Source organism: Robertmurraya phoenicis (assembly GCF_047302285.1).
Taxonomy (GTDB): Bacteria; Bacillota; Bacilli; order Bacillales; family Cytobacillaceae; genus Robertmurraya.
Genome location: NZ_CP154845.1, coordinates 3334131 through 3356654, shown reverse-complemented (window position 1 = coordinate 3356654; position 22524 = coordinate 3334131). Strand labels below are relative to the sequence as shown.

Annotated in this window: 23 protein-coding genes; 15 read left to right on the top strand and 8 right to left on the bottom strand. The window is 36.6% G+C overall.

The window, feature by feature from the left end:
• Positions 1 to 3: 3 nt before the first annotated feature.
• Positions 4 to 996, bottom strand: coding sequence for a tryptophan--tRNA ligase (trpS, locus tag AA0X71_RS16740; protein WP_413356445.1), 993 nt, complete (start codon positions 994 to 996; stop codon positions 4 to 6).
• A 94-nt stretch (positions 997 to 1090) separates the two neighbouring features.
• Positions 1091 to 1453: a DUF3899 domain-containing protein gene (locus AA0X71_RS16735; protein ID WP_413356444.1), complete on the bottom strand. Its 363-nt coding sequence runs from the start codon at positions 1451 to 1453 to the stop codon at positions 1091 to 1093.
• A 253-nt stretch (positions 1454 to 1706) separates the two neighbouring features.
• Here AA0X71_RS16735 and AA0X71_RS16730 point away from each other — a divergent pair, with 253 nt between their 5' ends.
• The 6 genes from AA0X71_RS16730 (at position 1707) to AA0X71_RS16705 (ending at position 9058) form a co-directional block, all read left to right on the top strand.
• Entirely contained in the window at positions 1707 to 3395 is a 1689-nt protein-coding gene (locus AA0X71_RS16730; RefSeq protein WP_413356443.1) for a peptide ABC transporter substrate-binding protein, read from the top strand.
• Positions 3396 to 3526: 131 nt separating this feature from the next.
• On the top strand, positions 3527 to 4456 hold the full coding sequence (gene opp3b / locus AA0X71_RS16725) for an oligopeptide ABC transporter permease (RefSeq protein WP_413356442.1): 930 nt from the start codon (positions 3527 to 3529) through the stop codon (positions 4454 to 4456).
• Positions 4456 to 5478: an oligopeptide ABC transporter permease gene (gene opp3C / locus AA0X71_RS16720; protein WP_413356441.1), complete on the top strand. Its 1023-nt coding sequence runs from the start codon at positions 4456 to 4458 to the stop codon at positions 5476 to 5478. The genes opp3b and opp3C overlap by 1 nt, the downstream gene beginning before the upstream one ends.
• Positions 5479 to 5497: 19 nt before the next feature.
• A complete protein-coding gene (locus AA0X71_RS16715) occupies positions 5498 to 6541 on the top strand; it encodes an ABC transporter ATP-binding protein (RefSeq protein WP_413356440.1) in 1044 nt (347 codons plus the stop codon).
• Positions 6542 to 7483 (top strand): ABC transporter ATP-binding protein, encoded by a 942-nt coding sequence (locus tag AA0X71_RS16710; RefSeq protein WP_413356439.1) that lies wholly within the window; start codon positions 6542 to 6544, stop codon positions 7481 to 7483.
• Between the two features lie 369 nt (positions 7484 to 7852).
• Positions 7853 to 9058, top strand: a complete 1206-nt coding sequence (locus tag AA0X71_RS16705; protein WP_413356438.1) for a putative glycoside hydrolase — start codon at positions 7853 to 7855, stop codon at positions 9056 to 9058.
• A gap of 460 nt (positions 9059 to 9518) precedes the next feature.
• Here AA0X71_RS16705 and AA0X71_RS16700 read toward each other — a convergent pair whose 3' ends face one another.
• Complete coding sequence (locus AA0X71_RS16700) at positions 9519 to 9704, bottom strand: hypothetical protein (protein WP_413356437.1); 186 nt, start codon at positions 9702 to 9704, stop codon at positions 9519 to 9521.
• Positions 9705 to 9899: 195 nt separating this feature from the next.
• Between AA0X71_RS16700 and AA0X71_RS16695 the strand changes: the two genes are divergently transcribed.
• The 6 genes from AA0X71_RS16695 (at position 9900) to pepF (ending at position 17128) form a co-directional block, all read left to right on the top strand.
• Positions 9900 to 10475, top strand: coding sequence for a GNAT family N-acetyltransferase (locus tag AA0X71_RS16695; RefSeq protein WP_413356436.1), 576 nt, complete (start codon positions 9900 to 9902; stop codon positions 10473 to 10475).
• 334 nt (positions 10476 to 10809) lie between these two features.
• Complete coding sequence (gene spxA, locus AA0X71_RS16690; protein WP_019153230.1) at positions 10810 to 11205, top strand: transcriptional regulator SpxA; 396 nt, start codon at positions 10810 to 10812, stop codon at positions 11203 to 11205.
• Between the two features lie 402 nt (positions 11206 to 11607).
• Positions 11608 to 12273 (top strand): adaptor protein MecA, encoded by a 666-nt coding sequence (gene mecA / locus AA0X71_RS16685; protein ID WP_413356435.1) that lies wholly within the window; start codon positions 11608 to 11610, stop codon positions 12271 to 12273.
• A gap of 131 nt (positions 12274 to 12404) precedes the next feature.
• On the top strand, positions 12405 to 13916 hold the full coding sequence (gene cls, locus AA0X71_RS16680; RefSeq protein ID WP_413356434.1) for a cardiolipin synthase: 1512 nt from the start codon (positions 12405 to 12407) through the stop codon (positions 13914 to 13916).
• A 95-nt stretch (positions 13917 to 14011) separates the two neighbouring features.
• Entirely contained in the window at positions 14012 to 15217 is a 1206-nt protein-coding gene (locus AA0X71_RS16675; protein ID WP_413356433.1) for a competence protein CoiA, read from the top strand.
• Between the two features lie 93 nt (positions 15218 to 15310).
• Positions 15311 to 17128 carry an oligoendopeptidase F gene (gene pepF, locus AA0X71_RS16670; RefSeq protein WP_413356432.1) on the top strand — a complete coding sequence of 606 codons (1818 nt, stop codon included), beginning with the start codon at positions 15311 to 15313 and terminating at the stop codon, positions 17126 to 17128.
• A 50-nt stretch (positions 17129 to 17178) separates the two neighbouring features.
• Here pepF and AA0X71_RS16665 read toward each other — a convergent pair whose 3' ends face one another.
• From AA0X71_RS16665 to AA0X71_RS16645, 5 genes are all read right to left on the bottom strand, one after another.
• Complete coding sequence (locus tag AA0X71_RS16665) at positions 17179 to 17352, bottom strand: hypothetical protein (RefSeq protein WP_413356431.1); 174 nt, start codon at positions 17350 to 17352, stop codon at positions 17179 to 17181.
• 296 nt (positions 17353 to 17648) lie between these two features.
• Positions 17649 to 18521, bottom strand: coding sequence for a ClpXP adapter SpxH family protein (locus AA0X71_RS16660; protein WP_413356430.1), 873 nt, complete (start codon positions 18519 to 18521; stop codon positions 17649 to 17651).
• Entirely contained in the window at positions 18518 to 18922 is a 405-nt protein-coding gene (locus AA0X71_RS16655; RefSeq protein WP_413356429.1) for a globin, read from the bottom strand. The genes AA0X71_RS16660 and AA0X71_RS16655 overlap by 4 nt, the downstream gene beginning before the upstream one ends.
• A gap of 285 nt (positions 18923 to 19207) precedes the next feature.
• Entirely contained in the window at positions 19208 to 19831 is a 624-nt protein-coding gene (locus AA0X71_RS16650) for a lytic transglycosylase domain-containing protein (RefSeq protein WP_413362647.1), read from the bottom strand.
• Between the two features lie 30 nt (positions 19832 to 19861).
• On the bottom strand, positions 19862 to 20440 hold the full coding sequence (locus AA0X71_RS16645; protein WP_413356428.1) for a CYTH domain-containing protein: 579 nt from the start codon (positions 20438 to 20440) through the stop codon (positions 19862 to 19864).
• A 105-nt stretch (positions 20441 to 20545) separates the two neighbouring features.
• On the opposite strand from AA0X71_RS16645, the gene AA0X71_RS16640 reads away from it, so the two are divergent.
• The 3 genes from AA0X71_RS16640 (at position 20546) to AA0X71_RS16630 (ending at position 22517) form a co-directional block, all read left to right on the top strand.
• Complete coding sequence (locus AA0X71_RS16640) at positions 20546 to 20914, top strand: hypothetical protein (protein WP_413356427.1); 369 nt, start codon at positions 20546 to 20548, stop codon at positions 20912 to 20914.
• Between the two features lie 90 nt (positions 20915 to 21004).
• Positions 21005 to 21640, top strand: a complete 636-nt coding sequence (locus AA0X71_RS16635; protein ID WP_413356426.1) for a GTP pyrophosphokinase family protein — start codon at positions 21005 to 21007, stop codon at positions 21638 to 21640.
• Between the two features lie 82 nt (positions 21641 to 21722).
• Positions 21723 to 22517, top strand: coding sequence for an NAD kinase (locus tag AA0X71_RS16630; RefSeq protein ID WP_019153218.1), 795 nt, complete (start codon positions 21723 to 21725; stop codon positions 22515 to 22517).
• The last annotated feature ends 7 nt before the right edge of the window (positions 22518 to 22524 follow it).

Genomic DNA, 22524 nt, shown 5'->3' with positions numbered 1-22524 from the left:
ATGTTATCTTCTTCTTTTTCTCCCAAGTCCCATGGCATTTTCCATTTTCTTGAGCATTTTACTCGCAACAGCATCAGCTTTTTCTGCTCCGCGATCTAGTATTTCATCTAATTGTGGAGAGTCGATCAATTCGTAGTATTTCTTTTGGATTGGTTCGAGTGCCCCAACAACAACCTTAGCTAAATCACCTTTGAAATCACCATAACCTTTTCCTTCGTACTCCTTTTCTAATTCAGCAATGGATTTATTAGAGAAAATGGAGTAAATCGTCAATAAGTTAGAGACGCCTGGTTTATTTTCTTTATCAAATTTCACGATACCTTCTGAATCTGTCACAGCACTTTTAATCTTCTTCTCAATTTGCTTTGGCTCGTCTAATAAAGAAATAAATGCTTTCTGATTCGGATCGGATTTACTCATCTTCTTCAATGGATCTTGAAGGGACATGACCCTAGCGCCTTCCTTTGGAATACGTACTTCAGGAACAGTGAAAATATCGTTATATTTTTTGTTAAATCTTTCAGCGATATCTCTAGTAAGTTCTAGATGTTGCTTCTGGTCTTCGCCAACGGGAACTAAATTTGTTTGATATAACAAAATATCTCCGACCATTAATGGAGGATATGTAAGAAGTCCAGCTACAACAGCATCTTTGCCTTGTGATTTATCCTTAAATTGTGTCATTCGTTCTAATTCTCCGATATAAGTGACACATTGGAGCATCCAGCCTGCCTGTGCATGAGCTGGTACTTCAGATTGGATAAAAAGTGTCGCTTTTTCGGGATCGATACCAACTGCTAAGTAAAGAGCTGCAAGGCTTTTGATGTTTTTTCTCAATTGTACGGGATCTTGTGGTACGGTGATTGCATGCTGGTCGACAATACAGAAATAACAATTATATTCATCCTGTAATTCAACGAATTGCTTCAACGCCCCAATATAATTTCCAAGCGTAATAGTACCGCTTGGTTGTATCCCTGAAAAAATGGTTTCCATACTTGTTTCCTCCTATTTCTCGATTATTAAATTATACCATTTATAGTTTCGTCTTAAAACATTGAAGGAATTAATCATTTCCTTCTGTAGCTGACTAAAGACTGTAGTAAATATACAATGCGACCATCATAAAAACGATGATTGTGAGTCCGTTCATTAGAAAAGGAAGAACGCTAATTGAAATGGTTTGCGACGGCAATGTCATTTCTTCAATCTCCTTCTTTGTGGTGTTTTTCCCTGCAAACACCATGCGAAAGGACTTTGTCACTTGATCAAAAAAACCACTTTTGATGGTTAAAAATAGTAAAGAAACAAAAATGAATAAAGTGCCTATATAAAACGAAATATTAATATAGAGCAACAATGAAAGTTCCTGATAAAAAAGAAAGGAAAGAAGGAAGATAACAATATTTGATATTAAAAATAACTGAAGAATTTTCATAATTTGATTTTTCAAAATATCAACTCCGAAATTATATACTATTCAATTCATAATAATATTTATACAGCGATGTGTAAAATGAATTGATAAAAACCACATAAACACTAATATAACAGTATATGTAAAAAGAAATAAAGTATTATAATCACAAAAAACTGATATTTCTGTAATGTAAAATTTTTTTACAAAAATAATTTACAAAAATAATATTATCTGTATAATAGTCATTGTAACCATTTTTCTGAAAATAAGAAGGGGAGGTATACTAGTGAAAAAGTCGAAATTTTTTCTACTTTTATCTTTAGTACTCGCAGTTAGCACATTTTTAGCAGCTTGCGGTGGCGGAGATAATGCTGGTAAAGATAATGAAAAGGGTGCAGATGAAACTTCTGCAACACAAGAACTTAGTATGTTGGAGTCAACAGCTATTCCATCTATGGATAGTGTAATGGCTGAAGATACGGTTAGTTTTACAACATTAAACAATGTAAACGAAGGTTTATATCGTCTTGATCCAAACCAAGAGGTTGTAGAAGGTGTGGCAGACGGTGATCCTGAAGTGAGTGAAGATGGCACAGTTTATACTTTCAAATTAAAAGATGCAAAATGGTCTAACGGTGACCCTGTTACTGCACATGATTTTGTCTATGCTTGGCAACGTGCGATTGACCCAGAGGTTGCATCTGCTTATGGTCCATATATGATGGATGGAAAAATTAAAGGAGCTTCTGAAATCACTGCAGCAGCAGCTGAAAAGAAAGAGTATGACCTTTCAACTCTCGGTGTAAAAGCTGTAGATGAAAAAACTCTTGAAGTAACTTTAGAAAGACCAATTCCTTATTTTAAATCATTAATGGCATTTCCAACGTTCTATCCACAAAATCAAAAGTTTGTTGAAGAACAAGGTGAAAACTATGGCTTAACAGCTGATTCAGTATTATACAATGGTCCTTTCGCTCTTTCTGATTGGGATGGAAGCACAGATTCTGACTGGGAATATGTGAAAAATACTGAATATTGGGATGCAGATACAGTTAAATTAGAAAAGGTTGCATGGAACGTCATTAAAGACTCTCAAACAGCAGCAAACTTATTCGAAACTGGTGAAACTGATATTACTGGTAAGCTTTCATCTGATGTAGTACCTCAATATGAGGGAGACGAAAGATTAGTAAAATGGTTAGAGCCAACGATTTTCTGGTTGAAAATGAACCAAAAAGATAATCCTGCTTTAAAAAATGTAAATATCCGTAAAGCAATTGCTCAAGGGATTAACAAACAAGACTTTGTAGATGGTGTATTAAACAACGGTTCAATCGTTGCAAACTATGCTGTTCCAAATGAATTTGTAACGAATGATGAAACTGGCGAAGATTTCCGTGCCATTAACGGAAACGAGTTATTGCCTTACGATTTAGAAGAGGCAAAAAAAGCTTGGGAAACTGGTTTAGCTGAACTTGGTACAGATACTGTTGAAGTTCGCTATTTAACAGATGATACAGAAACAGCTAAGAAATCAGCTGAATATGTTAAGAGCCAATTAGAAACAAATCTTCCAGGTATGACAGTGAAAGTTGAGGCTGTACCTTTCAGCGTACGTCTAGAACGCCAAAACAAGCAAGACTATGATCTTCAGATGGCTGGTTGGGGACCTGACTATTTAGACCCAATGACATTCTCTGATTTATGGTTAACTGGTGGCGGGAACAACAATATGGATTACGGCAATGAACAGTACGATAACTTAATTAAAGAAGCACAAACTACTTTAGCTCTTTCTCCAGTTGAACGTTATGAAGCTCTAGCAGAGGCTGAAAGAATTCTTCTTGAAGAGGATGCAGCAATTGCACCACTTTATCAACGTTCTTCTAACCTCCTTGTCGGTGAAAAAGTAGAAAACTTTACTTATCACTTAGTAGGACCTGAGTACAGCTTTAAGTGGACTTCAGTTAAATAATAGGAGATTTATAACAATATTTTAGATTGTTGTAAAAAGAGAGTATATTGTTCTTCAATATACTCTCTTTTCCCTTTGCGTGAAAACTATCAAATTTTTTTGAGATTTTGAAATATTAGGGGGTGCACAAGATGGCGAAATATTTAATTCAACGTATTATTTACATGGTGATAACTCTATTTTTAATTGCCTCGTTTACCTTTTTCCTCATGAAAATTATTCCGGGTACGCCTTTCGCTAATGCGGACAAACTGTCTGATACACAGCTAAGCATTATGATCGATAAGTACGGCTTAAATGAGCCAGTGCCGGTTCAATATGCGACCTATATGCTGAACCTTTTAAAAGGAGATTTAGGTGTTTCCTTTCAATTTAACAATGTAGGGGTAACAGATATTTTAATGAATAGTGTTGCGCCTTCAGCTACGCTTGGATTACAAGCCATGATTGTAGGAACAGTGTTAGGTATCATATTAGGGGTAATTGCAGCTTTATATCAAAATACGTGGCTTGACTACGGTTCAACCTTTATCGCTGTGCTCGGAAAATCAATCCCATCTTTTGTATTTGCAGGATTGCTTCAATATTACCTTGCAGTTAAACTTGGCTGGTTCCCGGTTGCGTTTTGGCGTGGTCCAGAGTATACCGTATTGCCAACAATTGCACTTTCAATGTTCCCGCTTGCAACTGCTGCACGATTTGTGAGAACGGAAATGATTGAAGTATTAGAGTCTGATTATATTATGTTAGCGAAAGCCAAAGGAGCGAGCTGGTTTGAAATAGCCTTTAAACATGCTCTTCGAAACGCACTCATTCCAGTTGTTACTGTTTTAGGACCATTGGTTGTTAGCTTAATGACAGGATCACTTGTCATTGAAAAAATCTTTGGGATCCCTGGTATAGGTGAACAGTTCGTTAAATCGATTCAAGTAAATGATTACCCAGTCATTATGGGTACTACTTTATTATTTGCTGCTTTATTCGTTGCAGTTATTTTAATCGTAGATCTCCTTTATGGTGTGATTGATCCGCGAATTCGTTTAGCGGGAGGGAAAAAGTAATGGCGCAAGAAAAAATTGCAAAAGAAATGTTTTCACCCGTTGAAATGGATGCGACGAAAAGTGAAGTAATTTCTAAGCCAAGTCTAAACTATTGGCAGGATGCTTGGCTAAGAGTGAAGAAAAATAAAGGCGCGATCGTGAGCATGATTATTTTAGCGATCTTAACAATTATGGCTTTAGTCGGTCCGCATTTAAATGGACATACTTATGATGCACAAAATATTAAGCATAACAACTTACCCCCTCGTGTTCCAGTTTTGGAAAACGTAAGCTGGTTACCATTCGATGGTGAATTAGAGAGAAAAAATGGGGATAAGTATAATGCGTATGAAGTAAAGCAAGTTGATGCCTATTATTGGCTAGGAACAGACAGTCTTGGTCGTGACATCTTCACCCGTTTATGGAAAGGGACACAAGTTTCTTTATACATTGCTTTCCTAGCAGCGGCGATTGATATGGTGATTGGTGTCATTTACGGGGCCATCTCAGGATTTGTTGGTGGAAGAACCGATAATGTCATGCAGCGTATTACGGAAATTTTAGTTGGAATTCCAAACTTAGTCGTTGTTATTCTGATGATTATCGTACTTGACCCTGGTATTCTTTCGATTACGATCGCTTTAACGATTACCGGATGGGTCGGAATGGCCCGGGTGGTGCGTGCCCAAGTACTAAAGCTAAAAAACCAGGAATATATTTTGGCGGCACGTACGTTAGGGCTTTCCAATGGAAAAATTATTAGTAAGCATCTGATCCCGAACCTAGCGGGTGTAATCATCATTAATACAATGTTTACGATACCAAATGCGATTTTCTTTGAAGCATTTTTAAGCTTTATTGGTTTAGGATTACAAGCACCGCATGCTTCTTTAGGAACATTAATAGATGATGGATTTAAGGTGTTACAGCTTTATCCGTATCAAATGGTGATACCAGCGATTGTCATCAGTTTAATCATGGTTTGTTTCAATTTAGTTGCTGACGGTTTACGTGATGCGTTAGATCCGAAAATGCGTGATTAGAAAAGGTAGGTGAAAGAAAATGAAAAAGGTACTAGAAGTGAAGGATTTGCATATCTCATTCCATACCTTTGCTGGAGAGGTACAGGCAATCCGTGGAGTCAATTTTGATTTACACAAAGGGGAGACTTTGGCGATTGTTGGAGAGTCAGGCTCAGGAAAATCGGTAACGACAAAAGCGATCATGCGTTTATTGCCGGAATCAAACTCTAAAATAAAAGAAGGCGAAATTCTTTTTGAAGGCAAAGATCTCACTAAGCTTTCTGACAAATCGATGCAGAAGGTACGTGGAAAAGACATTTCAATGATCTTCCAAGATCCAATGACATCATTAAATCCAACGATGAAAATTGGCAATCAAATCATTGAGCCGATTGTCAAACACCAAAAGCTTAGTAAAGCGGCTGCGAAAAAAAGAGCAATTGAAATATTAGATCTAGTTGGAATTCCTAATCCAGAAGAGCGTTTTGAACAATATCCGCATCAATTCTCAGGTGGAATGCGTCAGCGCGTCGTTATTGCAATCGCTCTTGCTTGTAATCCAAAAGTCTTGATTGCTGATGAACCAACAACAGCACTTGATGTAACGATTCAAGCACAAATCCTTGAATTAATGAAGGAATTACAGAAAAAGATTGATACATCAATTATTTTTATAACCCATGATCTTGGGGTTGTAGCAAATGTTGCTGACCGCGTGGCTGTTATGTATGGTGGAAAGATTGTTGAAATTGGGACTGTTGATGAGGTGTTTTATAATCCGCAACATCCATATACTTGGGGACTAATTAGCTCCATGCCAACACTTGATACCGAGGAGGAAGAGCTATACGCAATCCCTGGTACGCCACCAGATTTACTTCATCCACCAAAAGGTGATGCATTTGCACCACGTAATGCATACGCCATGAAAATTGATTTGGAAGAGCAGCCACCAATGTTCAAGGTATCGGATACACATTATGCTGCTACTTGGTTATTGCATCCAGATGCTCCTAGGTTTGAGCCTCCTGCAGCTGTACAACGACGTCAGCGGGAATTCCTTGAAATGAAGGAGGGAAACTAAATGGCGACAACAGAAAAATTGGTCGAAATCAAAAATTTAAAGCAATACTTCAATATTGGAAAAGCAAATGAAGTAAGAGCGGTTAACGATATTTCTTTTGATATATACAAAGGTGAAACATTAGGCTTAGTTGGAGAGTCCGGTTGTGGAAAATCGACTACAGGTAGAACGATTATTCGTCTGTATGATGCGACTGATGGAGAAGTTATTTTCAACGGAGTGAATGTTCATGGGAAAAAGTCAAAAGCAGAGTTGAAGGAATTCAACCGTAATATGCAAATGATTTTCCAAGATCCACAAGCCTCTTTAAATCCGAGAATGAAGGTATCTGATATCATTGCGGAAGGTATTGATATTCATGGACTTGCAAAAACAAAAGAGGAACGCATGAACCGTGTAGTGGAATTATTAGAAACAGTTGGTTTGAATAAGGAGCATGCAAATCGATACCCGCATGAATTCTCAGGTGGTCAAAGACAACGTATCGGTATTGCTCGTGCCCTTGCAGTAGAACCGGAATTCATTATTGCTGATGAGCCGATTTCTGCCCTTGATGTATCGATTCAAGCGCAAGTTGTCAATCTAATGAGAAAGCTCCAAAAGGAAAAAGGGTTAACGTATTTATTTATTGCACACGATCTGTCAATGGTAAAATACATTAGCGATCGAATTGGGGTTATGTATTTTGGTAAATTGGTGGAGTTAGCTCCAGCAAATGATCTATATAACAACCCGATTCACCCTTATACACAATCGTTATTGTCTGCGATTCCATTACCAGATCCGAATTATGAACGTAACCGTAAGCGTAAAACCTATAATCCGAAAGTTCATCAATATACAGAACAAGATGACGTCCAATTCCGTGAAGTGAAGCCTGGGCACTTTGTCCAATGTTCATTAAAGGAATTTGAACAATACAAAGCTCAATATGCTAATTAATAAAAAACGATCTCAACTATTTGAGATCGTTTTTTATTACATGGAAAAATGGTGTAAGTTGATTCCACCTTTTAATAGTAAACGGATAGAGTGGAAAGCAATATTTTTCTGCAATTTGACAAAAACAAACAATCGAAGGGAAAACAACCACGTTAAAATGACTTGATTTTACTTAAAATAAGAATGTAAGCAATCCCACTTTTTAAGCCGTTAAGTGAGTTATTTAGCTCTTAGAGAGTGTCCATTCTGTTCGAAAAATATACAAAAATGAAAAAAGTCAGATGATCTAGTCCAAGAAAAGCGGTAAAATAAGAATAGAATGAGAACTCCTAACTTTACGACAAAGTCAGCGAGGAAAAGGGGATAATAATGAAATTTCTTCGTACTATTTTTGTTTTAACCGTATTTGTCTTTTTTATTGGAAGTAGTGGTCCAATGGCAAAAGAGAAAATTGAGCATGTTCCAAAGTATCAATCTATGCGCGAACATGTGTCGTTAGTGAAAAATTTACCTGAGCAAATGAAACGCTTCGAATTCGACAGTGGTTACCATTTTGAGTATCCAGATGCGGTCAGAGGCATTTATGTGACTGGTCATTCTGCTGGGGGCGAAAAATTTAATCAATTGGTGAATCTTACTGAACAAACCGATTTGAACTCAATGGTGATCGATATAAAGGATGACTGGGGACATCTTACCTATATTCCAGATGATTCATCATCTTATAAAAAAATAGGAAAACCCTATATTAAAAACCCAATGCAAATGCTTAAAACATTGGAGGAAAAGCAGGTTTATCCGATTGCTCGCATTGTCGTCTTCAAAGACACAGCTTTAGCAAAGGAAAAGCCAGAGTTATCTTTCAGAAAAGGCTCTGAGGTGTGGACGAACGGACGTGGTGAATCCTTTGTTAATCCATTTTTAAAAGAAGTATGGGATTATAATGTGGGAATTGCTATCGAAGCAGCAAAAATGGGCTTCCAAGAAATCCAATTTGATTATGTGCGTTTCCCTGAAGGATTTGAAACGAGAGATAAATCATTGAAGTATTCAATAGGAGATTATGAAAAGTTAGATCTTGATAATACGCAAAAACGAGTACAAGCGGTAACTGATTTTGTCGCCTATGCAAAAGAAAAACTTGAGCCATATGGAGTAAGAGTGTCCGTTGATATATTTGGTTACACCGCTACATTGCCAGAGGCACCGGGAATTGGACAAAACTTTTCTAAAATTGTTGAACATATTGACGTTATTTCATCAATGATTTATCCAAGCCATTGGACTGCGTATTTTGGTATTAGTAAGCCTGATTTAGAACCATATAAACTAGTATCTGAATATGCGAAGGTGGAATCTAATATTCTTTCTAAGGTTGAAAATCCACCGATATCTAGACCGTGGCTTCAAGATTTTACAGCAACTTGGTTAGGAAAAGGGAATTATAAGAAATACGGAAAGGCTGAGGTTGAAGCTCAGATTAAGGCTTTAAATGACCAAGGGATAACGGAGTTCCTGTTATGGAATGCAGGGAATAGTTATAGCGAAAATGTAGATTACACACCAAATAGTTGAAATCAGGGCTGTCCCCTTGTGAGAGTAGGACGTTGCCGGCGAAGTGAAAGAGTATCCATTATGATGGGTGCTCTTTTTTTATGAGCGCTTGGAGGAGGAAATAAGTGATGGTGTGTTTCATGAAGTGCTTATGAGGACAAAGAGGAGCCGTAGAATAGGAAAGAATGTCCTCATAGAGGGTTCATGAGGACAAAGTCAAGAAGCTGAATAGGAAAGATTGTCCCCATAAAGGGTTCATGAGGACAAAGTCGAGAAGCTGAATAGGAAAGATTGTCCCCATAGAGGGTTCATGAGGACAAAGTCGAGCAAAGAATAAGAAAGAATGTCCTCATAAAAGGTTTATGAGGACAAAGTCGAGCAACCGAATAAGAAAGTTTGTCCCCATAGAGAGCTCAGCTTATGAGGATAAACTCGAATTGTTTTTTAAACGAAAAAAACTGAAGGCAGAGTAGCCTTCAGTTTATTTCTTAAATCCACCGACACTTCTCCAGCCAGTTTGAATTTTTTCTGATTTATCAACGAACTCCGACTTATTTTTACCACCAAAGATTTTGGTACCGATTCCATTTAATATAACACCCATCAACGCTGTGATTCCAATAATGAGAACTGCAACAATTGTTAAGTCCATTATGTATCCAGGCATGATAAACCCCCAGTATTTATTTCACAATTTATCAATAAATAAACAGTGATATCTCCTACCTTCATTTTAAAAGAAGTTCATATCGATGAAAAGAGAAATTTCCATAATTACTTAATAAAAAAGGTTTATTGGAAAAATAATAGGGAAAGGTGGTAAGGGAAATAATTTATTGTGTACGAAAAAAGGAGATGAACCATGCATTGGTATGAAAAGCTGAATCAGTACTTTCCTATTGAGGAAATGAAATCAAAGGAACATATGGAGACGTTATTGAAAGAACGTTCAGAGGTTTATCACAAGGATGAGAGTCCTCTACATGTTCTAATGTATGCTGAGTTTGATTATTTCGTGTTTATCGATTATTTATTCGTTTCAAAGGATGCCCGTGGACAAGGGCTTGGACATAAACTTTTAGAAAAGCTAAAAAATAAGGGGAAACCGATTATTCTTGAAGTGGAGCCTGTAGATTATGAAGATAGTGATTCTGAGAAGCGGTTGCGTTTTTATAAAAGAGAAGGATTTCAACATGCTCAAGCGATTGGATATCGGAGAAGATCGCTAGCGACGAAAGAAATAAACCAAATGGAAATTTTGTATTGGTCTCCAAATGATGAAAGTGAAGAGGTGATTTATGAAGCGATGCGAAAAACGTATGAGTTGATCCATACTTATAAAGATAAGGAAATTTATGGTTCATCTTATCAACCGGTGGAGGAAGTATTAACTTTTCAGGACGATAACGATCGAGAAGATCTATTAAGGGGTCTTTAAACAAATTCTTTTTCATTTTTTGTATTTAATTGAGAATTGGCTATGAAGAATGAAACAGGTGAAGGAATTTCTAGAAATTTATTATATGATATCGCAAAAAAAATGAAACTTTTCAGCAACTCATACGTCTTATATATAGAGTGCTATAAAACGGGCTTTAGTTCAAAATACATTCTTAGTTTTCCGCAAAAAACTATACCTTTTTAGTCAAAATTGGTGTATAATAAGATAATAGAAATTACTTATTTATAGTAATTTTAATTTAGTACTCAAATGAGAATGAATCTAATATAGATTTTTCGATTTTGTCGAATCTGAAGGAGTGTGAATTAAAATGGTTACATTATACACTTCACCTAGTTGCACATCTTGCCGTAAAGCAAAGGCTTGGCTTGAAGAGCATGAAATTCCTTACACGGAGCGTAATGTTTTTTCCGAACCTTTGACGATCGAAGAAATTAAAGAAATTCTTCGTATGACAGAGGATGGAACAGATGAAATCATTTCAACTAGATCTAAAACATTCCAAAAATTAAATGTGAATTTGGAAACAATGCCACTACAAAATTTATTGGAGCTCATTAAGGATAACCCAGGTTTATTAAGACGTCCTATTATTATAGACGAAAAGCGTCTTCAAGTGGGGTACAATGAGGATGAAATTCGCCGTTTTCTACCTAGAAAGGTGCGTACATTTCAACTTCAAGAGGCTAGACGACTTGTTAACTAACAATTAACCTTCGATCATCGGTATCGAAGGTTTTTTTATACATTATTTTTATAAAAATCTATTGTTGCTAATAATGAAAGGAATATGAAACATCCAATTATTTCTAAAAATCAACAATATTGCGAACAGTGCTTCTTGCGATAGTAATAACAAGCTTAAATCATTGTGAGGAACGAATTTTTTTGTTAAGATACAACAAATAAGGTTTCTTATTGATTATTTGAGTAAAACTAGGCATATAATGGTTTTTAGAAATCCATCACATTTTATTTCCCTTTATCTTCTTTTTATCATAAAATATAAGTACAAGGTAACAATTTCATTCGATGGATAAAGGGTAACATGTTTCTGCATGGGGGTATAGATTCCCTTCCAATAATGCAAGAAGGGAGAGGTTACTTGATGGAAATAGAACGGATCAATGATCATACAGTTAAGTTTTATATTTCATACCTTGATATAGAAGAACGCGGTTTTGACCGTGAAGAAATTTGGTATAACCGGGAACGAAGTGAAGAGTTGTTCTGGGAAATGATGGATGAAGTCCATCAAGAGGAAGAATTCATGATTGAAGGCCCCCTTTGGATTCAAGTACAAGCATTAGATAAAGGACTTGAAGTTCTTGTGACAAAAGCACAAGTCTCTAAAGATGGACAGAAATTTGAACTCCCGATTCCAGAGGATAAACTGAAGGATCTTCCGGTTGACGATAGAATCGAAGAATTACTCGATCAACATTTTACAACAAAAAGTGCTGAGGTTGATGATAACTTCGACGGCACATTAGAGTTCTTAATTGCCTTCAATGATTTTGAGGATTTGATCGCCTTAGCAAATCGTAACATTCTCGATGAAGTCGTTACTAAACTTTATTCTTTTAAAGGGAAATATTATCTATACGTTGAATTTCACGAGGATGAGTTTGAAGAGGACGAAGTCGATGATAGCTTGAGCATGCTCCTAGAGTATGGAGTGGAAACTCAGGTTACCTTCCATCGGGTTGAAGAATATGGAAAGTTAATCATTTCAGAAGATGTTTTTGCAGAATTACGTAAGTATTTTAATTAACTACTGCCGATTTCAGTTATGAGATCGGTATTTTTTTACCTTTTGCCCCTTCACTTTTTAATCCAAAGCCCAAGCCAACAGTAATAAAGGCTAGAGTGAAAAGGGTGAAGTCCGTTTGGAGGTGAAGGTACTTGAAAAATACGGTAAGAGTCCTCTTTTTTCTATGTATTCTATCCATACTTTATTATGTATTCCGTGATCATATTGAAGGGGGACTGTTAGGCTATATTAGTATTATTACGACTCTTTCTGTCATTTTCATTGGCTTTGTCATCTTTTTAGAAAATCGTCATCCAAGTCAAACCTTAACTTGGTTAGTGGTGTTAGGTAGTTTTCCGCTTATCGGATTTATTTTTTATTTATTGTTTGGGAGAAACCACAGAAAGGAGAAAATGTTTCGGAAAAAGTACTTACTTGATAAACAGACCTTTCTTAAAATTGAGGGAGATATTGATTATTCGATTGTTGAAAGAGTGGAAGAAATGGCACCAGATGAAAGGAAGCTCTTCTTTCTCGCTCATAAATTAGGGAATAGTCCGATTTCCTTTCGAACAGAAACAAAAATATTAACAAATGGCGAAGAGACCTTCAGAGAGATCATCCATGCTTTGAAGGAGGCGAACCACCATATTCATCTTGAATATTATATTGTTCGTAATGACCATATCGGCGAAAAGATAAAGGATATCTTAATTACGAAAGTTCAAGAGGGTGTGAAGGTTCGTTTTCTTTACGATGCAGTCGGTTCTTGGATGTTATCAAAAAGCTACATAAAGGAAATGCGTGCAGCAGGCGTTGAAATCATTCCCTTCGGTCCAGTTCGGATTCCGGTATTGAACAATAAGTTTAATTTTCGTAATCACCGAAAGATTATTGTCATTGATGGAAGTATAGGGTTTGTAGGTGGTCTTAATATTGGTGATGAATACTTAGGGAGAAACAAGCACTTCGGTCATTGGAGAGATACCCATTTATGGGTGAGGGGAGAAGCCGTCCGCTCCTTACAACTCATTTTCCTGCAAGATTGGTATTATATGACCAATCAGAGTTTACTAACAGCAGAGTATTTGTCTCCTCTTTTAATTGAGAATCACCATGGTGGAGTTCAACTTATCGCAGGTGGCCCTGATAATGAATACAGTATCATTAAAAACATCTTCTTTTCTATGATCACTTCAGCAAAGAAATCAGTCTGGATTGCTTCGCCTTATTTCATCCCAGATGAGGATATTTTCAGTGCGATAAAGATTGCTGCTTTGAGCGGAATTGATGTGAAACTATTGATGCCAAATAAACCGGATAAACGGATCGTTTTTCATGCCTCCCGCTCGTATTTCCCCGCTCTTCTCGAAGCAGGCGTAAGAATTTATCAATATGAAAAGGGATTTATGCATAGTAAACTGATGATAGTCGATGATGCAATTGCTTCCATCGGAACCTCGAATATGGACATGAGAAGTTTTCATTTGAATTTTGAGGTCAATGCTTTTCTCTATCATACAAGGAGCACGCAAAAGCTGGTGAAAGAATTTGAAAAAGATTTAAAAGAGGCTAAATTAATTAAATTGGAAGAGTTCAATAAACGTCATCTCGGTTATCGTTTAATTGAATCATTATCAAGGCTAATGTCTCCGTTTCTATAGAAAGGATCCCGCATATTTGGGATTCTTTTTTTGAAAAAATGAAGGATTTCCGAAACAAATAGAGAAATGATAGGGTGAAAGGAGAGGAGATATGCGTGCTAACAGCGAAGCTCCAGTCTGGTGAAGTAATATCACTAGCTGAAAAAAAGAATAAACTATTTTTGCAGAAGTTAAGGGAGAAGGAGGTGTTTTATTGTAGAACATGTGATGAAGAAGTGATATTGAGACTAGGAGAAAAGCGAATTTACCATTTTGCTCATCTTAAAGACTCTAGTTGTACGGAAGAATACGAACGAGAATCAGACTATCATATGGCAGGAAAATTAAAGCTGTATGAATGGATAATGAAACAGGGATTATCTGTCGAACTCGAACGCTATTTTCCTGAGATTAAGCAGCGAGCAGATATCGCCTTTGAGTATGAAAAGCAACAGTATTGTATTGAATTTCAATGCTCGACCATTTCTGATGAGGTTTTTAGAAAGAGAACGAAAGGATATCAAAAAATTGCGATTGAACCGATTTGGATCTTAGGTGGAAAGAATATTCAACGAAAACATCGTGACAAGGTGTCATTGACTGCTTTCCACTATTTATTTTTAAATGAAAACAGCCGCAAGCAATCCTATCTTCCAGCTTATTGCCCTCAATCGAATCAATATATTCAATTGGATAATTTATATAATCTCTCCATGCGAAAGGCCTTCTGTCACTTTTCAATTAATCCATTGCAGAAAATGAACATAAGTGATTTATTGAAGCCAACCATTCCAAAATTTACACCAATCCATGATTGGACAATAGAATTGTATCGCTTTAAATTAACTCTTCTAGGAAATTCCCCTAACAGCCATTTCTTAACAGAACTTTATTCAAATTCAATTAATCCTTATTACCTACCTCCATATGTTGGAATTCCCCTAATAGGAAGCTGTGCGATTGAGACGCCCCCATTTATATGGCAAACTTATATTTTCATCAAACATCTTCACGGACAAGAACGAGGAACGCAAATCTACTTTCATGACATCTATACGACTATTTTAAAAAGACTGAGAGAGGGGCACATAAAAGCTAGAAGTTTACCCGCTATATCTCGAAATATGCTACCTTTTGCGATAGAAGAATACTTGGAACAATTGTCGATGAATGGGGTTTTAAAGAAAGTAAAAAACCATCACTATAAAATAGATAAATCGATGAAAATAGCGAATAATATGGAGGAATGGGTGCAGGAGGAAAAGAAGTTTTATCAGCAGTTTCATCTTAATAGAAAACCATCATCCAATTTGAAACATTGAGTTATTATTTGTGAAATTGCTCTTCTTAAGATAGAATAAAGAAGAAAAAATATTTTTCGAATTGCGAAATAATTGTCGAATGGAGGATGTACGATGTCGAATGAAACAGCAGTTAAAAAACTTCCAGTACGAAGTGAAATAAAAGTTGAAGATACATGGAGACTTGAAGATATATTTCCTACAGATGAAGCTTGGGATAAGGAACTTCAAGAAGTTTCAGCTCTAATTCCTGGAGTTAGTGCCTTTCAAGGAAAGCTAGCTGAGAGTGCGGATACCTTATATGAAGCATTGCAAAAGCAAGACCAAATTTTAGAACGAATTAGCAAGCTCTATACATATGCCCATATGCGTTATGATCAAGACACAACGAATTCCTTCTATCAAGGGTTAGATGGACGAATTAAAGCGTTGTATTCACAAGTAGCTAGCGCCTTGGCGTATATTGTTCCAGAACTTCTTTCCATCGAGGAAGATAAGTTACAAGCCTTTTTACAGGAAAAAGAAGAGCTTAAATTATATGAACATGCATTAGATGAAATCAATTTACAGCGACCACATGTATTGTCTGCGGAACAGGAAAGTCTTTTAGCAGAAGCTTCTGAAGTGATGGATGCTTCTAGTAATACATTTGGCATGCTTAATAATGCCGATTTAGAATTCCCAAGCATTAAGGATGAAAATGGGGAAGAAGTAGAAGTGACCCATGGTCGTTATATTCGATTCCTTGAAAGCACGGATCGTCGTGTTCGCGAAGATGCTTTTAAAGCGGTATATGGAACATATGGAAAGTTCAAAAACACATTTTCAAGCACCTTGAGCGGCCAGGTGAAAAAGGATAATTTCAATGCGAAAATTAGAAATTATGATTCGGCTCGACATGCGTCTTTAGCGGCGAATAATATACCAGAAGCAGTCTATGAAAATCTCGTTAACACGGTTAATAAGTATCTTCCGCTCCTACACCGTTACATAAAGCTAAGAAAGAAAGTGTTAGGTCTAGATGAACTTCATATGTACGACCTATTTACACCTTTAGTTAAAGATGTAAAGATGGAGATTCCGTATGAGGAAGCAAAAGATCTTATTTTAAAAGGTCTTGAACCATTAGGTGAAGATTACTTAAATGTTCTTAAAGAAGGCTTTGAAAATCGCTGGGTAGATGTTCATGAAAATAAAGGGAAGCGTAGTGGAGCATATTCTTCAGGTACGTATGGAACAAACCCTTATATTCTTATGAACTGGCAGGATAACGTCAACAATCTCTTTACTCTTGCTCATGAATTTGGCCATTCTGTTCATAGCTACTATACAAGAAAATCGCAGCCTTTCCCGTACGGAAACTATTCGATTTTTGTAGCAGAGGTAGCATCCACTTGTAACGAAAATCTTTTAAATGATTATTTATTAAAAACGATTGATGATGAGCAGAAGCGATTATACTTATTAAATCATTATTTAGAAGGCTTTAGAGGAACGGTCTTCCGTCAAACGATGTTCGCTGAATTTGAGCATTTAATTCATCAAAAAGCGCAAAACAATGAGCCGTTAACAGCCGAAATGTTGACGCAAGAATACTATAACTTAAACGTTAAATATTTCGGTAGCGAAAATATGGTGATTGATGAGGAAATTGGCTTAGAATGGTCAAGAATTCCACATTTCTATTACAATTATTATGTATTCCAATATGCAACTGGCTTTAGTGCTGCCACAGCTTTAAGCAAGCAAATACTAGAAGAAGGGCAACCGGCAGTAGAACGCTATATCGAGTTCTTAAAGTCAGGAAGCTCAGACTATCCAATCGAAGTATTGAAGAAGGCTGGAGTCGATATGACAAGCTCAGAGCCGATTGAAGATGCATTAAAGGTATTTGAAGAGAAGCTAACTGAAATGGAAGGCATGTTAGGATAATGAGAAGGAGATGGCCGCTTAGATGAGCGGCCATCTCCTTTTTACATAATTTAGAACCCGCGAAAACGATTCCGGTCGTTTAAATAAACGATAAAAATAAGCAAGGAAACGAATAATAGTGGAGCGGTAATAAAGATAGATACTAAATCCATGAGACCAAAGATATTTAAGCAAAAGGCAAATACGATAAAAATGAGCATGAGTGGAACTTGTACCTTTTTCACAATGAAAACTCCCTTATGTTGTTGAAATGATAATTTCATAGCTCGTACGATCCGATGTACTAAATATATTCGTTAAAAGCAAGTCGTATACATAGTTTTTGACAATATTGTGAAACAAGACACAAGCTTATTGTTGAATGGGCAAAAGCATGTTATATTTATATCGTGAAGTTAATCACAAGCAAACATACCCCTTGTTTGACCGTGAAAAATTTCTCCCATCCCCTTTGTTCGTTTTATATAGGAAAAGACCGTGTAAACATGAGGTTTACACGGTCTTTTCGTTCTCCAACATTTTATTTAGGAACATAGCGCCAAAAGACACCGTACTTCGCAGGAAGCTGTTCCACTAATTGCTTTAGCTTCAGTTTTTTCATTTCTTTTTCCACATCTTGAATTGTCATACTGTAAACGACAGCAATTTCCTTAGATGCTACAAGCTTAAAATATTTCAAAAAGTCTTCGATTGGTGGAGGATATGATTTTTCTGGCGAGCACGGAAGCATTTCAATCAGGATTTGTTCATACACTTGATAAGGGTAGACTCCAGTAATCTTAATGCCTTCTTCCTCGATATTTTCATTAAAGAATACGAGAGTGGGAATTTCCTGTACTTCCATTTCTGATGTGATCTTTAAATCACATTGGAATGCTTTTGCTGCGCTGTCTGAATGGATATCAGAAATAAATTCCTCCACATCTAAACCAGCTTTTCGTGCACAATCCTTCAAAACATCTAGTTCAGAAATATTTTGCTTCTCTAAGAAGAGACATTCCTGAACTTTTCGTAAAAAGCGGATTCCAGCTCTTCTTCCTTGTAATTCAGCAGACTTAATCGCAACTGAAACAATGTGTGGAGAGGAGATGGGATTCTCAAACCATAAAGAACCATCACAAGACATTCCGGTACGAGTAGCTGTTTTCTCCCAGAGATCCGCAATGTTTTCGTAATGTTGCTTTTTATTTAAATTGAGCATTGCCAGTCTTCCGCTTAATACATGTTTTATTGAAAAATAGCGACCATATTCAATTTGTAGTTTTTTTAGAATCGGTTCAAGGGCCCAACATTCTGGACATAATGGATCAATGAACATATAAATTTCAATCGGTTTTTTTTCGGCTCCATGACAATGATGAGAATTGGATGTTGTAAAAATTTTTTCTTTCACAAGTCTTCACCTTTCATGTCTTCCTTTTCAGGGGTGTTAATCATATGTTGTGCCGTTAAAACAAGTCTTGAGAAAAATGCTTCACGAATCATAGCATCAAGAATAACTTCGTCCATGGCATCATTCATACAAGAAAGCCACGCTTTTGCCCTTGACTCCGTAATTTTAAATGGCATATGCCTTGCTCGAAGCATAGGATGCCCATGCTCTTCTGTATATATAGGTGGTCCGCCTAAAAATTGTGTCATAAACTGCTTTTGTTTCCGAGCCGTTTCAGATAAGTCAACTGGAAAAATGGGCGCTAATTCTGGATGGTTACTGACTAGACTGTAAAAAGTATCAATCAGTTGAGCTAATTTTTCTTCACCAATTGCTTCGAAAGGTGTAGGCATATTGTCCATAGTGAAAACTCCTTTTAATTTTGGCTTCACGCCTATTATGTTTATTTGAAGACGACTTTTGTACTAGCCAAAATTAATCTGTGTTAATCTGTTAATCATTTACCTAATGTCAAAATAAAGGAAATTATATAGCATACGGTAATGAAAAAGGATAGGTGCCAACGTACTATTCGTTTCGTAAGCTTACTTTATTTTAACAATGAGTTTGTCATATCTCAAACAATTGGCTTGAAGGGATAGTTTTTAGCCATAAGAAAAACCTGTCTGCAATTCAGACAGGTCTGCTTAAGCCAAAAATTGACTTGTGATTTTTTTTACATAGTTTTGTGTTTCTTTAAATGGCGGGATACCACCGTATTTATCAACATTGCCTGGTCCGGCATTATAAGCTGCCAACGCGAGCTCTACATTATTATCGTATTTATCGAGCATTTGTCTCAAATATTTACTTCCGCCAAGGATGTTCTCTTTCGGATCAAATACGTTGGATACGCCAAGATGCTTAGCTGTTCCGGGCATTAATTGCATTAAACCGGAAGCACCAGCGGAACTTACAGCATTTGCATTGAAATTGGACTCTTGTTTAATGACGGATTTAATCAGATCAACAGGAAGATTATACTTATCTGCTGCATCTTCAATCAAGTCATCAAAATTCGTTTTATCACCAGTTGTTTGTGCCAACTTAGTGAGTTGAATCGGTGGAAGGGAAGTTGACATCATAAAAGGAGTCAAAGTGCTATTACTGCTGTCAGTCGTTCCATCACCTAAAAGACTTTGTTGACTATTTATAAATAACTCATTCATCATTTCTTGAAAAATTGAATTTCCAGACGAGGATGAAGACGTATTATTAAAGTTTTGTAATGCTTGGAGTTGGAGCATGATCTTTAATTGTTCCACATTCATCATAGCGATTCTCCTCAAGAATTGTCCGTTTTAGTCTTTAAACTTTGCTTGATAAAAGCGGCGAATCTTGTTATCAGTAGGTCTTTGAGGAATTTGAAGATGCTTCAGTAGTCTTTCAAAGCGTTCCTTGCCTAATTGATAATCATGTACTTCATATTCTAACTCATAATCGAATTGATTTAAATAGGTACTATAATCTAAAACGATTAAACCGTCCTCAAACTCCCTTTCAGCCCTTTCAGTCGTGAGGGTTCCAAATAATGTAAGCTGTTCTAAAGGAATGTTTAAGCTTACCAATCTATCTTTGACTGGACCTTCTATCATGTGAAACTTTTCAAGTATATCCTTTGCTTCATCGGCTTTAAGACTTTGATTCGTTTCCAGCAATCCTTCTGAATGTGGTTCCTTTAAAGTGAATTCAAAATTCCCTTTTTTCGCTCGGATCCGTAAGGCACATCCATTTTCTTTTAATAAAAATTGAGGAGTATCAAAATAGTGATTGTCCTGCATAACAAACATGGACTCGTCTATGTTTAAGAACTTTTTCAAACGGGTAAATTCTGCTGATGTTAAAAGATTTTTAAATTCAATTTCAATATTCTGGGACATTACCTTCACCTTTCTATACAGATGTAATACAAGAATAACATTTTTATTCCATTATGTGATAAATCTTCGTTTATGATAGAATATGTTTGTATAGGAGTTGAAGATATGAGAGAAAAAATAAACGTAGTTAGTGCTACAGTCAAGAATAAGAAAGAGCTTCATTTAATGGTCGAACGAGAAATTAAGATTGAACAATTACAGCCTTTAGGGCAAATGCTTGTTGATTCAGATGAGACTTCTTTTATTTACTTGCTTGAAAAAGATGATGAATATACATATTTAGGCATAAAAGAAGATATTTGGACCTTATTAAAAAATGGCATGGATGAGAAGTACACAGTATTTTTGACAAATGAATCTAGTCAATGTGAACTTTCCTCTTTTTATGATGAATTGGAATATCTCGTTGAGAATATAAAAGGGAATGGCAACTACGGTGAAAAAATGGTCACGAAGGTAGAAGCTTGTTTTTAAGTCTTCTATTCTTCATCCGTCAAGTAGAGAACAAGAGTGTCCTATTTTAGCACTCCGAGTAGAAAAATATCGGATGAGGTGAGACATACTGTGAAGCACTGGGATCAGTTTTTAGCACCCTATAAGCAAGCGGTTGACGAATTGAAAATAAAATTAAAGGGAATGCGTGGGCAATTTGACTTAACATCAAATCATTCTCCTATTGAGTTTGTCACAGGAAGAGTGAAGCCCATTGCTAGTATTCTTGATAAGGCGAACCAGAAGGGGATTCCTTTAGATAAATTAGATACCGAAATGCAAGACATAGCAGGTTTAAGAATGATGTGTCAATTTGTTGATGACATTGAACCTGTTGTGGAACTGCTTCGAAAAAGAAATGACTTTGAAATCATAGAGGAACGCAATTATATCTCCCATAAAAAAGCGAGTGGCTATCGTTCTTACCATGTCGTAATTCGGTACCCTGTTCAAATGATTTCAGGTGAAAAGAAAATTCTGGTTGAAATTCAAATTCGTACGTTAGCGATGAATTTTTGGGCGACGATCGAACATTCTTTGAATTATAAATATAAAGGGCAGTTTCCAGAGGATATCCTCCATCGCTTACAAAGGGCAGCAGAGGCTGCTTTTCGATTGGATGAGGAAATGTCTCTTATCCGGGGAGAAATCCAAGACGCTCAAGCCTTTTTTACAAGAAAAAAAGAACTGAAGCACGATGGTAAGTGAAGCAAGAAATAATTGGAATTACCTTGAAATTGACTAAGGCTTTGTGAAAGCACTAATCCTATCAAAAGAGGAGCCAGTAAAAATGAATTTTGCCATTACTTCAAAAGGGGATTCAAAATCAAATACATTGATGCATAAGATGAGATCCTATTTGCTCGATTTCAAGCTCGTCTATGATGAGGATAACCCTGATATTGTCATCTCTGTTGGTGGTGATGGGACCTTGTTATACGCATTCCACCGCTATAAAAGTAGATTACATAAGACAGCATTTGTTGGGGTACATACAGGCCATTTAGGGTTCTACGCAGACTGGCTGCCAGATGAAATCGAAAAGCTTGTCATCGCGATCGCGAAAACGCCATTTCAGGTTGTGGAATACCCTCTTCTTGAAGTGATCATTCGTTATTCCCATGGCGGGAAGGAAAATCGTTACTTAGCTTTAAATGAATCGACAGTTAAAAGTGTTGATGCCACTTTAGTGATGGATGTAGAAATACGGGGGCAGCACTTTGAACGTTTTAGAGGCGATGGCCTTTGTTTATCGACTCCATCAGGAAGTACAGCCTATAATAAAGCGTTAGGTGGGGCAATTTTACACCCTTCCATTCCGGCGATTCAGCTTGCAGAAATGGCATCGATTAATAATCGTGTCTTCCGTACGGTCGGTTCTCCTCTCGTTTTACCTGCTCACCATACATGTATGCTAAAGCCGGTAAACGGAGCAGATTTTCAGATTACTGTCGACCATTTAACCTTGCTTCATAAGGACGTAAAGTCGATTCAGTTTCGAGTAGCTGATGAAAAAATTCGTTTTGCAAGATTTAGACCCTTTCCTTTTTGGAAAAGGGTGCGTGATTCATTTATTTCAGATTAAGGAAAGT

Excerpts from the sequence above, each read along its gene's own strand:
- mecA (WP_413356435.1), top strand. The coding sequence starts at position 11,608 with ATGGAAATAGAACGGATCAATGATCATACAGTTAAGTTTTATATTTCA.
- AA0X71_RS16655 (WP_413356429.1), bottom strand. The coding sequence starts at position 18,922 with ATGGACAATATGCCTACACCTTTCGAAGCAATTGGTGAAGAAAAATTA.
- trpS (WP_413356445.1), bottom strand. The coding sequence starts at position 996 with ATGGAAACCATTTTTTCAGGGATACAACCAAGCGGTACTATTACGCTT.
- AA0X71_RS16705 (WP_413356438.1), top strand. The coding sequence starts at position 7,853 with ATGAAATTTCTTCGTACTATTTTTGTTTTAACCGTATTTGTCTTTTTT.
- AA0X71_RS16630 (WP_019153218.1), top strand. The coding sequence starts at position 21,723 with ATGAATTTTGCCATTACTTCAAAAGGGGATTCAAAATCAAATACATTG.
- spxA (WP_019153230.1), top strand. The coding sequence starts at position 10,810 with ATGGTTACATTATACACTTCACCTAGTTGCACATCTTGCCGTAAAGCA.
- AA0X71_RS16640 (WP_413356427.1), top strand. The coding sequence starts at position 20,546 with ATGAGAGAAAAAATAAACGTAGTTAGTGCTACAGTCAAGAATAAGAAA.
- AA0X71_RS16695 (WP_413356436.1), top strand. The coding sequence starts at position 9,900 with ATGCATTGGTATGAAAAGCTGAATCAGTACTTTCCTATTGAGGAAATG.
- AA0X71_RS16700 (WP_413356437.1), bottom strand. The coding sequence starts at position 9,704 with ATGCCTGGATACATAATGGACTTAACAATTGTTGCAGTTCTCATTATT.
- AA0X71_RS16710 (WP_413356439.1), top strand. The coding sequence starts at position 6,542 with ATGGCGACAACAGAAAAATTGGTCGAAATCAAAAATTTAAAGCAATAC.
- AA0X71_RS16715 (WP_413356440.1), top strand. The coding sequence starts at position 5,498 with ATGAAAAAGGTACTAGAAGTGAAGGATTTGCATATCTCATTCCATACC.
- opp3b (WP_413356442.1), top strand. The coding sequence starts at position 3,527 with ATGGCGAAATATTTAATTCAACGTATTATTTACATGGTGATAACTCTA.
- AA0X71_RS16650 (WP_413362647.1), bottom strand. The coding sequence starts at position 19,831 with ATGAATGTGGAACAATTAAAGATCATGCTCCAACTCCAAGCATTACAA.
- pepF (WP_413356432.1), top strand. The coding sequence starts at position 15,311 with ATGTCGAATGAAACAGCAGTTAAAAAACTTCCAGTACGAAGTGAAATA.
- AA0X71_RS16645 (WP_413356428.1), bottom strand. The coding sequence starts at position 20,440 with ATGTCCCAGAATATTGAAATTGAATTTAAAAATCTTTTAACATCAGCA.
- opp3C (WP_413356441.1), top strand. The coding sequence starts at position 4,456 with ATGGCGCAAGAAAAAATTGCAAAAGAAATGTTTTCACCCGTTGAAATG.